The following is a 12,360-nucleotide window of genomic DNA, read 5'->3' on the forward strand; positions in this document are numbered from 1 at the left end:
CTTACAAGTGGTAAGTGAAAGAGGAGAAAGAGAAAATGAGGAAAGATGTGAGCGCTTGACTACATGTCAGAAAAGCTCCATAGCGCCGATGGTAGCAGACTTACGTTCCGCAAGAGTAGGGTAAGTGGAATATAAGAGCCAAAGCGCTTATATAAGTACCACTAAACTAAAAAGGTAGAAAATAGAAATCTTTAATACATAGATTAATAGATATGATGTCATAAAAACAACTGTAATAAGTGGTACTTTACAGGCAAGTAGAGACCGTAAGGTCTCTTTTTTTTATATCCAAGGAGTTTAACTTCTGAATCACACTGACAAGTAGAAAGCGTTTGAAGCTGATGAATTGAGCGAACGACGATTTGAACTTACAGGTGTTAAATCTGACTATATTTAAAGAGGTGCCTAATAGCATCTCTTTTTTATGTTAAAATACATGTTGATACTGTCGAAGAAATAATCATGTTATATATATATGATTATGAAAGGAGATATTATGTCTAAACCATTGAGCGATAAATTAGATGCGTTTTTGGATGAAGAAGCAATTTCATTACATGTTCCTGGTCATAAAAATATGACAATTGGTAATTTGGACCAACAATTGTCATTTAAAAAGGATATGACTGAAATTACTGGTTTAGATGACTTACATCATCCAGAAGAAATCATTTTGAAAAGTATGGAAACGATAAATAAGCATAAGGATTATACAGCTTATTTTTTAGTTAATGGTACTACATCTGGTATATTATCGGTAATTCAGGCGTTTTCAACATTGCCTGGGAAATACATTGTTGCAAGAGATGCGCACAAATCTGTATTTCATGGTCTTGATTTGGCGAATGCAACTGCAACTTTATTAGAAATGAAGTTAAGTGAAATGACGAATCAATATGTAGGTCCTAATGTGAAAGCGGAAATTAAAGATTTTGAAGATGGCAAACTAGGTATTTTCACATATCCTAATTATTATGGTGAATGTTTTGATGTTCAAACAATGATTAATCGCTTTAAAGAGAAGGAGATACCAGTATTAATTGATGAAGCACATGGTGCACATTTTGATTTGAACGGATTTCCAACTTCTTCTTTAAATATGGGAGCAGATTATGTCGTACAATCTTATCATAAGACATTACCGTCACTGACTATGGGGTCTGTTATTTTTATACATAAAAATGCACCATTAAAGGAAATGGTACTTAAATATATGACGTACTTTCAAACATCAAGTCCTTCATATTTAATAATGTCTAGTTTAGAATTAGCGCAGCGTTTCTATGAAAATTATGATAGTGATCAGTTCTACAGTAAGAGAGCCCAACTTGTGAAAAAAATTAAAGCAAAAGATATTGAAGTATTAGAAGTAGAGGATAACCTAAAATTAATAATCAGATGTCCTGGTTATACAGGATATGAATTACAACAGTTATTTGAGGAAAAAGGCATCTATGTTGAATTAGCAGATGCGTTTCAAACATTATTAGTATTACCTCTATGGCATAGTGAAGATAGATATCCATTTGATACATTGTTAAATAGAATAAATGAAATCAAGATAGAACGACGTGAACCTATTGAAACAACTAAGGTAGATATTCGTTTACAAAGTGGTACATATTATTCTGGAATTATTGAGAAGACACGCTGGATAGATATTGATAAAGCAGAAAATGAAATTCTAGGAAATGATATTGTTCCTTATCCACCTGGTATACCAGTGATGTTTAAGGGAGAAACAGTAACACAAAATATGATAAAATTAATGAATTATTGGTACGCTCAACATGTTAGGGTTGAAGGTATTAAAAAACATAAAATTGAAGTTAAGGATGAATAAGATGTCAGCATTTATTACTTTTGAAGGTCCAGAAGGATCAGGGAAAACCACAATTATGCAAGCAGTCGCAGATAAATTACAACAAGATTATAAAATTGTGATGACACGCGAACCCGGTGGTGTAAAAACAGGAGAGAAAATTCGTGAATTATTGTTGGATGGTGATGCGATGGATGAAAGAACAGAGGCATTGCTATTTGCTGCTTCAAGACGTGAACACCTCATTGGAAAGGTTATGCCAGCTTTAGAAAATGGAAATATTGTATTATGTGACCGCTACATTGATAGTTCTTTAGCATATCAAGGTTATGCAAGGGGTATAGGTATATCAGAAGTTAAATCCATTAATGAATTTGCTATCGACAATATGTACCCTGATGTAACGATTTACCTTGATGTCAGCGTGGAAGTAGGGAGACAGCGCATTGTTGAAAACCAGCGTGTTCAAAATAGACTTGATTTAGAAAGTGTAAATTTTCACGAAAAAGTGGTTGAAGGTTATAAAAAAATTATTCATAATGAGTCTGAACGTTTTATCATAATAGATGCCGAGAAAAGTATTGATGAGGTTGTGACCGATACTTATAATTCTATCATCAAATACTTAGAAAAATTATGATATAATATTGGGAAGAGGTGTTTACTATGAAAATGATAATTGCAATCGTACAAGATCAAGATAGTCAAGAGCTGTCAGATAAGCTTGTTAAACATAACTTTAGAGCAACAAAATTAGCAACGACAGGTGGTTTTTTACGTGCTGGTAATACAACATTCTTATCAGGTGTAGAGGACGACCGTGTAGACGAAATGTTAAAGGTAATCGATGACACTTGTGGTAACAGAGAACAACTCGTTTCACCAATTACGCCTATGGGTGGCAGTGCGGATTCTTATATTCCGTATCCAGTAGAAGTAGAAGTTGGAGGAGCAACAGTATTTGTAATGCCTGTTGAATCTTTCCATCAATTTTAACAATATGGTTGCTATATATAGTAACCATTCTAAGTGAGTGGAAATGAAAAGGTGTTGCTATCAAAGAACCTTTTTATATTAATCATTTACTTTGAGTGGCACTGTGTATAAGCAGCCTTTTTATATAAAGGAGTAACTTAAAGATGGATGAAAAAGCAAAACTGACGAAGGCATATCATTCAAATAAGTTGTCACATGCATATTTATTTGAGGGCGATGATGGCCAAACGATGAAACAAGTGGCGATTGATTTTGCGAAACTTATTTTATGTGATCAAGATGAACAATGTCAGTTAAAGGTATCTACGTTTAATCATCCTGATTTTATGTATATTTCCACTGAGGAAAATACGATAAAAAAAGAACAAGTCGAACAATTAATACATCATATGAATCAATTACCTATTGAAGGTAATTACAAAGTATACATTATTGAAGCCTTTGAGAAGTTAACTGTTCAAGGTGAAAACAGTATATTAAAATTTTTAGAAGAGCCTCCTGACAATACCATCGCAATTTTATTATCTACGAAGCCTGAACAAATATTAGATACCATCCATTCAAGGTGTCAGCATGTTTATTTTAAACCAATTGATAAGGTGAAATTTATAGATAGATTAGTTGAGCGAGAGATTTCTAGACCTATTGCGGAACTGATCAGTACATATACGACACAAATTGAGACGGCAGTTTTATTGAATGAAGAGTCAGATTTAGCTTCACTGCGCAAAAGTATAGTGAAGTGGTGTCAACTGTTGTTAACAAATCGTCCAATGGCGCTTATTGCAATTGTAGATTTGTTGAAACAAGCTAAGACCAGACGTTTACAGCTGGTAACATTAGCAGCTGTTAATGGTTTCTTTGAGGACGTCATGCATGCTAAAGTGGGCATTACTGATGATTTGATATTTCGTGATTTACAAGATGACATTCAAAATTATGCGCGTAAATTAACTTATAATCAAATTATTTTAATGTATGATCAAATTACAGAAGCACATAAGAAGTTAAATCAAAACGTGAATCCAACGTTAGTCTTTGAACAGATAGTAATAAAAGGGGTGAAATAAATAATGCAAAATGTAGTGGGAATTGAATTTCAAAAGTCAGGGAAAATGGAGTATTATTCACCTCAACAATTCGATTTGCGAGTAGGTAATTGGGTTGTTGTTGAATCAAAACGTGGCGTAGAAATGGGCAGAGTAAAATATGAGCCACTTGATGTTGCCGATGAGGATGTAACATTACCATTAAAAGAAATCATCCGTCTTGCTACAGATGAAGATATTGAAAAATATGAAAAAAATGAGCGTGATGCTGAAGTAGCATTTGAATTATGTAAAGATACAATTCAGCAACAAGCGTTAGATATGAGGCTTGTTAACTGTGAATATACATTAGATAAATCGAAAGTAATATTTAATTTTACGTCGGATGATAGAGTAGATTTTAGAAAGTTAGTAAAAGTTTTAGCTCAAAAATTAAAGACACGTATTGAATTAAGACAAATAGGTGTGAGAGATGAAGCGAAATTGTTAGGTGGCATAGGACCATGTGGGCGTTCATTATGCTGTTCTACATTTTTAGGTGATTTTGAACCAGTTTCTATTAAAATGGCTAAAGATCAAAATTTATCTTTAAATCCTACAAAAATTTCTGGCGCTTGTGGTCGTCTTATGTGTTGTTTGAAATATGAAAATGATTATTATGAAGAAGCGCGTGCGCAATTACCTGATGTAGGAGATCATATTGAAACGCCTGAAGGGAATGGAAAGGTTGTAGGCCTAAATATTCTAGATATTTCAATGCAAATTAAAGTAGAAGGTTTGGAACAACCCTTAGAATATAAAATGGAAGAATTAGAAGCGTTAAATTAGGAGGCTTTAACCAAGTTGAACCGAAGTGAAATATTTGAAAAACTTGCGCATTTAGAGTCGAACATTAATCAAATTAATAATGATATGGTTAACTTGAAACATTTGACTGTAGAATTAATTGAGGAAAATGTGGCACTGCAAGTTGAAAATGAAAATTTAAAGACATTAATTGATAAAGAAGAGGCGCCTAAAAAGGTTGAAAATAATAAAAAAGGACAACTAAAAAAGCCGCTTAGAAGTAAAGATAATTTAGCTATGTTATATAAAGAAGGTTTCCACATTTGTAATGGAGAACTATTTGGAAAGCATAGAAAAGGTGACGATTGTCTATTTTGTTTAGAAGTATTAAGTGAATAGTGAATTATAGTGTACTTATGAGTAAATCATAAATGGTGTTGAGGATGAGGTGTAGCGATAGGCTTAATGAGCATCGCCATCTTATCCTCTTTTTTGGGAGGTAGAATTTGATGTTGAACGATGGAGAGCGGTTAGATTGTTTAATAAAAGAAAATTTAAAAATTATACAAAATGATGATGTTTTTTCATTTTCTACAGATGCCTTGTTACTTGCACACTTTACAAAGGTTAAGAAAAATGATCAAATATTAGATATTTGCACAGGTAATGGTGTGATACCTTTATTACTATCTGATAAAGGCAATCAGCAAATAGCAGGTATAGAAATTCAAGAACAATTGGTTGATATGGCGAATAGAAGTATTGCGTTGAATCAACTTGATGAGCGTATTACCATGCATCATATGGATTTAAAGGATGCACATAAAGTTTTTAAACCTGCACAATATAGTCTGGTAACGTGTAATCCGCCTTATTTTAAAGTAAATCAACAACATCAACATCAAAAGGATGCACATAAAATAGCAAGGCATGAAATTATGTGTACGCTTGAAGATTGTTGTTTTGCAGCGAGGCATTTATTGAAACAAGGTGGTAGATTAGTAATGGTGCATCGTGCTGAAAGGTTGATGGATGTACTAAGTCAGATGCGAGCATTTCAAATTGAACCTAAGAAATTATATTTTATATATAGTAAAGAAGGAAAGTCTGCACATACGATAGTAATAGAAGGCAGAAAAGGTGGGAATCAAGGTTTAGAAATACAGCCCCCATTTTATATTTATCAACAAAATGGTACATATAGTGAAGAAATGAGAGAAATATATTATGGATAGACATTATATTTATATTGTTAAATGCAATGATGGTAGTTTATATACAGGATATGCCAAAAATGTTGAACAACGAGTTGCGAAACATAATAATGGACAAGGCGCGAAATATACAAAAATAAGGCGACCAGTAAAATTAGTTTATCAAGAAACCTTTGATAATAAATCCGATGCCTTAAAGCGAGAATATGAAATTAAAACTTATAGCAGAGCTAAAAAATTAAAACTAATAAGTGAGGAATAACAAATGGCGACATTATATTTAGTAGGTACTCCGATTGGGAATTTAGCAGATATTACGTATAGAGCCGTTGATACATTGAAAAATGTAGATTTAATTGCTTGTGAAGATACAAGAGTTACTAAAAAATTGTGTGCACATTATGATATTCAAACCCCATTGAAATCTTATCATGATCATAACAAAGAGCAACAGACAGCTTATTTAATTGAACAATTACAACAAGGTTTAAGTATTGCACTTGTATCGGATGCGGGGTTACCATTAATCAGTGATCCTGGTTATGAATTAGTAGTAGAAGCGCGACAACAACAATTGAGAGTAGAAACGGTTCCGGGCCCCAATGCAGGTTTAACGGCTCTAATGGCTAGCGGATTGCCGTCTTTTACTTATACATTTTTAGGATTTTTACCACGCAAAGAGAAACAGAAAATTGAAATTTTAGAGCAACGTATGTATGAAGATAGCACCTTAATAATATACGAATCGCCCCATAGAATTAAAGATACGTTAAAGGCAGTAGCTAAAATTGACGCGCAACGACGCGTATCAATTGGGAGAGAACTGACTAAGAAATTCGAACAAATTGTTACGGCAAGTGTAGATGAGTTAATTAGGCAATTTAATGCAGAGGAAATCACTGTGAAAGGTGAGTTTGTATTATTAATTGAAGGTGAAACGGCAAAAGATGATGATACGTGGTATGAAACAATGACTATAACTGAGCATGTCGATTATTATGTTAATCAAGGAATGAAGCCTAAAGCTGCGATCAAGCAAGTGGCAGAAACGAGAAATATGAAAACAGGTGATGTCTATAATACGTATCATGGCGTGTGACATAGGGAGCGTTGAGAAATTAAAATACACAAAGCTTGAGATGATGAGAATTTAAGTTAAATTGTTGATTTAATTTCATATTAAAACATGAAAAAATATGTTGAAAATCCCCATAAATAGCACGATTTATGGTAATGTAGATTAGATAGAGTTTATTTATCATATTTAATGAAACACTAATATTAGCTACGAAAACAACTACGATATGAAGAGTATTCTATCCGATGAAATTTAAGAAACTGATATGATAAATGTATTGAAAATTAACGTCAATTTCATTGAAATTAGAAATGAATTTAGATAATTTAAAAGTATAAGAATCTAGGAGGAACATTGATGGCGAAAGAAACATTTTATATCACTACACCAATATATTATCCAAGTGGGAATTTGCATATCGGCCATGCATATACTACTACTGCTGGTGATGTAATCGCACGTTATAAAAGAATGCAAGGCTATGATGTTCGTTATTTAACAGGTACGGATGAACATGGGCAAAAGATTCAAGAAAAAGCCCAAAAGGCTGGGAAAACAGAATTAGAATATTTAGATGAAATGATAGCGGGAATTAAAGATTTATGGAATAAATTAGAAATTTCGAACGATGATTTCATTCGTACAACAGAAACGCGTCATAAGGAAGTTGTACAACAAATTTTCGAACGATTATTAGCTCAAGGCGATATCTATTTAGGTGAATATGAAGGTTGGTATTCAGTTCCTGATGAAACATACTATACGGAAACACAATTGGTTGATCCTGTATACGAAAATGGAGAAATCGTAGGCGGTAAGAGCCCAGATTCAGGTCATGAAGTTGAATTAGTCAAAGAAGAAAGTTACTTCTTTAATTTATCAAAATATACAGATCGCTTATTAGCGTTCTATGACGAGAACCCTGATTTCATTCAACCACCATCACGAAAAAATGAAATGATTAATAACTTTATCAAACCAGGTCTAGAAGACTTAGCTGTTTCTAGAACGTCATTTGATTGGGGTATCCGAGTTAAGTCAAACCCAAAACATGTCGTTTATGTTTGGATTGATGCCTTAGTAAACTATATCTCATCTTTAGGTTATTTATCTGATGACGATAGCCTATTTAACAAATATTGGCCAGCTGATATTCATATTATGGCAAAGGAAATTGTACGTTTCCATTCTATTATATGGCCTATTTTATTAATGGCTTTAGATATTCCATTACCGAAAAAAGTATTTGCACATGGTTGGATCTTAATGAAAGACGGTAAAATGAGTAAGTCTAAAGGTAATGTAGTTGATCCAAACGTATTGATTGATAGATATGGTTTAGATGCAACACGTTATTATTTAATGCGTGAATTACCATTTGGTTCTGATGGCGTATTTACACCTGAAGGTTTTGTTGAACGTACGAATTATGATTTAGCTAATGATTTAGGTAATTTAGTAAATCGTACTATATCAATGATTAATAAATACTTTGATGGTGAATTACCTGCATATCAAGGTGCCAAACATGAATTAGATGAAGAAATGGAACAAATGGCTTTAGACACAGTTAAAACATTCCATGATAATATGGATGATTTACAATTCTCAGTTGCACTTTCAACGGTATGGAAATTAATTAGCCGTACGAATAAATATATTGATGAAACAACGCCATGGGTACTAGCTAAAGACGAAAGTCAAAAAGATATGTTAGGCAACGTGATGGCACACTTAGTGGAAAACATTCGAATCGCAGCTGTGTTGTTGAGACCATTCTTAACACATGCGCCGAAACAGATTTTTGAACAATTAAACATTAATTCTCCAGAATTACATGAACTTAGCAGTGTGGAACAATATGGTGCTTTACAGCAACCAATCGTGGTTATCGATAAACCACAACCAATATTCCCACGTTTAGAGAGCGATGTTGAAATAGATTATATTAAACAATCTATGCAACCACCAAAATCAGAAGAAACAGAAGAAGTGGAAGCAGCACCAAGTAAAGCGCAAATAGATATTAAGGATTTCGACAAAGTTGAAATTAAAGCGGCAACGATTATAGATGCTGAAAATGTTAAAAAATCAGATAAACTCTTGAAAATTCAAGTGGATTTAGATACCGAACAACGTCAAATTGTGTCTGGAATTGCACAATATTACCAACCAGAAGACATTATCGGTAAAAAAGTTGCGGTTGTTACAAACTTAAAACCAGCAAAATTAATGGGTAGAACATCTGAAGGTATGATATTATCAGCTGAAAAGGATGGCGTATTAACATTAGTAAGTTTGCCAAACGCTATTCCTAATGGTGCAGTCATTAAGTAATCATGAATTAAGGAGCGTCGTTAAATCATGTTAATCGATACACATGTTCATTTAAATGCAGAACAATACGATGAAGATTTAGAAGAAGTTATTCAACGCGCAAGAGATAATGGCGTCGATCGTATGTTTGTCGTTGGTTTTGATACACCAACGATTGAACGTACGATGGAATTAATTGATCAATATGACTTTATTTACGGTATTATTGGTTGGCATCCTGTTGACGCAATAGATTGTACAGAAGAACGTTTAGAATGGATAGAAAAATTGTCAGAACATCCGAAGATTATAGGTATAGGAGAAATGGGATTAGATTATCATTGGGATAAATCTCCTAAAGATGTACAACAGGATTTGTTTAGAAAGCAAATTGCTTTGGCAAAACGAGTACAGTTACCAATAATTATTCACAATAGAGAAGCAACACAAGACTGTGTAGACATTTTAAAGGAAGAGCATGCCGAAGAAGTAGGTGGCATCATGCACAGTTTCAGTGGTTCTCCAGAAATTGCTGATGAAGTGATTAACAAGTTGAATTTCTATGTATCACTCGGAGGTCCGGTGACATTTAAGAATGCTAAACAACCTAAAGAAGTTGCAAAGCATGTACCATTTGATAAATTACTCGTAGAAACAGATGCGCCCTTCCTATCCCCACATCCATACAGAGGGAAAAGAAATGAGCCAGAACGTGTAACGTTAGTCGCTGAGCAAATTGCTGAATTACGTGGTGTGAGTTATGATGAAGTTTGCCGTCAAACAACTGAAAATGCTGAAAGATTATTCAACTTAAAAGCATAAAGATATTACAAAAGATGTCGGTCTGAGTTAGGGCTTAGTTATGATTGAGAATACTAAGTAATTACCATAAATTCTGCCGACGTCTTTTTTATTTGCAAATGGACAAGTAAAGTGATGAAAGGTGAAGCTATAATTGAAGATTAATGAATTTATCGTAGTAGAAGGTAGAGATGATACCGAAAGAGTAAAAAGAGCGGTTGATTGTGATACGATAGAAACTAATGGCAGTGCAATAAATCAGCAAACATTAGATGTTATAGCACAAGCATATGAGACACGGGGTGTCATCGTATTAACTGATCCAGATTTCCCAGGAGATAAAATAAGAACGACGATTCAAAAGCATATTCCAGGTGTTAAACATGCATATATAGATAGAGAAAAGGCTAAAAGCAAACGTGGCAAAATTGGTGTAGAGCATGCACGTATTGAAGATATTAAAGAGGCTTTATTGAACGTAAGTACGCCTTTTGAAGAAGGTCACGAATCGATTGATAAGCATGTGTTGATTGATTTAGGTTTAATTATCGGACCAGACGCTAGGCGAAAGCGTGAAATATTAGGTAGAAGGTTGCATATTGGTCATTCAAATGGGAAGCAATTGCTCAATAAATTGAATGCATTTGGTTATACAGAACAAGATGTTCGAGACGCTTTAAACAATGAGAAAGGAAGTGAGTAATGGGTGAATCATAAAGATATTGCAACACCTTCACGTACAAAGGAATTATTGAATTATTATGGTTTTAGCTTTAAGAAAAGCTTAGGACAAAACTTTTTAATCGATGTCAACATTATTCACAATATCATTGATGCCAGTGATATTGACGAAGAAACAGGGGTTATTGAAATTGGACCGGGTATGGGTTCATTAACTGAGCAACTAGCCAAGCATGCTAAGCGTGTAATGGCATTTGAAATTGATCAACGATTGATACCTGTATTGGCAGATACATTATCCCCATATGACAACGTAACTGTTATAAATGAAGATATATTGAAAGCGGATATTGCGCGCTATGTTGAGACACATTTGGCAGATTGCAAGAAAATCATGGTAGTAGCTAACTTGCCATATTATATTACCACGCCAATCTTGTTAAATTTGATGCAACAATCATTACCGATTGATGGTTATGTCGTTATGATGCAAAAGGAAGTCGGAGAACGCTTAAATGCTAAGGTTGGTACAAAAGCTTATGGCTCATTATCTATTGTTGCTCAATACTACACCGAGACGAGTAATGTATTGACAGTGCCGAAGTCAGTATTTTTACCGCCACCTAATGTCGATTCGATTGTCGTCAAGCTAATGAAACGAGATGCACCACTTGTTACCATTGATAATGAAGAAAAATTCTTCCAAATGACAAAGGCTGCGTTTGGACAAAGACGAAAAACAATAAATAACAACTACCAAAGTTTATTTAAAAATGGAAAAGAACACAAACAGCTTATTGCTGAATGGTTAGAAGCGGGTGGAATAGATCCAAGAAGACGTGGAGAAACACTTTCAATTAAAGAATATGCAGATTTATATAATGAATTGAAAAATTTCTCAGAATTAGAATTTTAAATTATTGACAAGTAGCTTGCACCTTGCTAAAATTGATATTTTATTTGACAAAATAGCGCATTTTGTGTTATTATACAACTTGTAGCGAGGTGGAGCAATATGTCAAAATCTATTGGAGACATCAAAAATACTCTTGATTGTCAATTAGGAAACCGTATTGTACTAAAAGCGAATGGTGGTCGTAAGAAGACGATTGAACGAAGTGGTGTATTGAAAGAAACATACCCATCAGTTTTTATCGTTGAGCTTGATCAAGATAAACATAACTTTGAGCGTGTGTCTTATACATACACTGACGTTTTAACAGAAAACGTACAAGTTTCATTTGAAGAAGATAACCATCAAGAAGCAGTTGCGCACTAATTAAAAAGTAATAATGAGGTTGAGTTTGACTATATAGTCGGACTTTTTAATTTATACTTTAAATTTAATGAGATATAGAAGAGGGTATGTTGACGTTATCGACGTTAGCATACCTTTTTTGTTTGTCGTTGAATATGCTAAAATAGAACTAATTTTATGAATGAATTTCAGATATTGCGATATTGGTTTTCAATGAGCTGATTAGCGACTATGTTTAGCATAAAAATGATACTGATTTTATGAGATGTACAACATATTTCACTAAGTTTTAATAAAACTGACAAATCAATTCGTACAATATGTTAAAATCGTTGTATTACCATATCGTATTTGAAAGA

The 12,360-nt window shown here is 33.6% G+C and carries 14 protein-coding genes; all 14 read left to right on the top strand.

The window, feature by feature from the left end:
* Window positions 1-496: 496 nt before the first annotated feature.
* The 14 genes from SH09_RS12415 to veg all read left to right on the top strand — a co-directional run bounded on the left by SH09_RS12415 (window position 497) and on the right by veg (window position 12,022).
* Window positions 497-1,843: an aminotransferase class I/II-fold pyridoxal phosphate-dependent enzyme gene (locus SH09_RS12415; protein ID WP_042739964.1), complete on the top strand. Its 1,347-nt coding sequence runs from the start codon at window positions 497-499 to the stop codon at window positions 1,841-1,843.
* A gap of 1 nt (window position 1,844) precedes the next feature.
* Window positions 1,845-2,462 carry a dTMP kinase gene (tmk, locus tag SH09_RS12420; protein ID WP_042739965.1) on the top strand — a complete coding sequence of 206 codons (618 nt, stop codon included), beginning with the start codon at window positions 1,845-1,847 and terminating at the stop codon, window positions 2,460-2,462.
* A 26-nt stretch (window positions 2,463-2,488) separates the two neighbouring features.
* Window positions 2,489-2,818 carry a cyclic-di-AMP receptor gene (locus tag SH09_RS12425; protein WP_042739966.1) on the top strand — a complete coding sequence of 110 codons (330 nt, stop codon included), beginning with the start codon at window positions 2,489-2,491 and terminating at the stop codon, window positions 2,816-2,818.
* A 143-nt stretch (window positions 2,819-2,961) separates the two neighbouring features.
* On the top strand, window positions 2,962-3,888 hold the full coding sequence (locus SH09_RS12430; protein ID WP_042739967.1) for a DNA polymerase III subunit delta' C-terminal domain-containing protein: 927 nt from the start codon (window positions 2,962-2,964) through the stop codon (window positions 3,886-3,888).
* 3 nt (window positions 3,889-3,891) lie between these two features.
* Window positions 3,892-4,695, top strand: a complete 804-nt coding sequence (locus tag SH09_RS12435) for a PSP1 domain-containing protein (RefSeq protein WP_042739968.1) — start codon at window positions 3,892-3,894, stop codon at window positions 4,693-4,695.
* A 15-nt stretch (window positions 4,696-4,710) separates the two neighbouring features.
* Window positions 4,711-5,052, top strand: a complete 342-nt coding sequence (yabA, locus tag SH09_RS12440) for a DNA replication initiation control protein YabA (RefSeq protein ID WP_042739969.1) — start codon at window positions 4,711-4,713, stop codon at window positions 5,050-5,052.
* Window positions 5,053-5,162: 110 nt separating this feature from the next.
* Window positions 5,163-5,888, top strand: coding sequence for a tRNA1(Val) (adenine(37)-N6)-methyltransferase (locus SH09_RS12445; protein WP_042739970.1), 726 nt, complete (start codon window positions 5,163-5,165; stop codon window positions 5,886-5,888).
* The gene (locus tag SH09_RS12450; RefSeq protein ID WP_042739971.1) at window positions 5,881-6,129 is read left to right on the top strand and encodes a GIY-YIG nuclease family protein; all 249 of its coding nucleotides are present in this window, start codon (window positions 5,881-5,883) and stop codon (window positions 6,127-6,129) included. The genes SH09_RS12445 and SH09_RS12450 overlap by 8 nt, the downstream gene beginning before the upstream one ends.
* A 3-nt stretch (window positions 6,130-6,132) precedes the next feature.
* The gene (gene rsmI, locus SH09_RS12455; protein ID WP_042739972.1) at window positions 6,133-6,966 is read left to right on the top strand and encodes a 16S rRNA (cytidine(1402)-2'-O)-methyltransferase; all 834 of its coding nucleotides are present in this window, start codon (window positions 6,133-6,135) and stop codon (window positions 6,964-6,966) included.
* A 336-nt stretch (window positions 6,967-7,302) separates the two neighbouring features.
* Window positions 7,303-9,282: a methionine--tRNA ligase gene (gene metG, locus SH09_RS12460; protein ID WP_042739973.1), complete on the top strand. Its 1,980-nt coding sequence runs from the start codon at window positions 7,303-7,305 to the stop codon at window positions 9,280-9,282.
* A gap of 27 nt (window positions 9,283-9,309) precedes the next feature.
* Complete coding sequence (locus tag SH09_RS12465; protein WP_042739974.1) at window positions 9,310-10,083, top strand: TatD family hydrolase; 774 nt, start codon at window positions 9,310-9,312, stop codon at window positions 10,081-10,083.
* Window positions 10,084-10,216: 133 nt separating this feature from the next.
* On the top strand, window positions 10,217-10,765 hold the full coding sequence (rnmV, locus tag SH09_RS12470) for a ribonuclease M5 (RefSeq protein ID WP_042739975.1): 549 nt from the start codon (window positions 10,217-10,219) through the stop codon (window positions 10,763-10,765).
* Between the two features lie 3 nt (window positions 10,766-10,768).
* Window positions 10,769-11,659: a 16S rRNA (adenine(1518)-N(6)/adenine(1519)-N(6))-dimethyltransferase RsmA gene (rsmA, locus tag SH09_RS12475; RefSeq protein WP_042739976.1), complete on the top strand. Its 891-nt coding sequence runs from the start codon at window positions 10,769-10,771 to the stop codon at window positions 11,657-11,659.
* Window positions 11,660-11,758: 99 nt separating this feature from the next.
* Window positions 11,759-12,022, top strand: a complete 264-nt coding sequence (gene veg / locus SH09_RS12480) for a biofilm formation stimulator Veg (RefSeq protein ID WP_042739977.1) — start codon at window positions 11,759-11,761, stop codon at window positions 12,020-12,022.
* Window positions 12,023-12,360 lie beyond the last annotated feature (338 nt).

The organism is Staphylococcus gallinarum (assembly GCF_000875895.1).
GTDB classification, from domain to species: domain Bacteria; phylum Bacillota; class Bacilli; order Staphylococcales; family Staphylococcaceae; genus Staphylococcus; species Staphylococcus gallinarum.

Bases quoted from the DNA above. Each gene is read 5' to 3' on its own strand.
- SH09_RS12445 (WP_042739970.1), top strand. From the start codon at position 5,163: ATGTTGAACGATGGAGAGCGGTTAGATTGTTTAATAAAAGAAAATTTA.
- metG (WP_042739973.1), top strand. From the start codon at position 7,303: ATGGCGAAAGAAACATTTTATATCACTACACCAATATATTATCCAAGT.
- SH09_RS12435 (WP_042739968.1), top strand. From the start codon at position 3,892: ATGCAAAATGTAGTGGGAATTGAATTTCAAAAGTCAGGGAAAATGGAG.
- veg (WP_042739977.1), top strand. From the start codon at position 11,759: ATGTCAAAATCTATTGGAGACATCAAAAATACTCTTGATTGTCAATTA.
- SH09_RS12430 (WP_042739967.1), top strand. From the start codon at position 2,962: ATGGATGAAAAAGCAAAACTGACGAAGGCATATCATTCAAATAAGTTG.
- rsmI (WP_042739972.1), top strand. From the start codon at position 6,133: ATGGCGACATTATATTTAGTAGGTACTCCGATTGGGAATTTAGCAGAT.
- SH09_RS12425 (WP_042739966.1), top strand. From the start codon at position 2,489: ATGAAAATGATAATTGCAATCGTACAAGATCAAGATAGTCAAGAGCTG.
- SH09_RS12415 (WP_042739964.1), top strand. From the start codon at position 497: ATGTCTAAACCATTGAGCGATAAATTAGATGCGTTTTTGGATGAAGAA.
- SH09_RS12465 (WP_042739974.1), top strand. From the start codon at position 9,310: ATGTTAATCGATACACATGTTCATTTAAATGCAGAACAATACGATGAA.
- SH09_RS12450 (WP_042739971.1), top strand. From the start codon at position 5,881: ATGGATAGACATTATATTTATATTGTTAAATGCAATGATGGTAGTTTA.
- tmk (WP_042739965.1), top strand. From the start codon at position 1,845: ATGTCAGCATTTATTACTTTTGAAGGTCCAGAAGGATCAGGGAAAACC.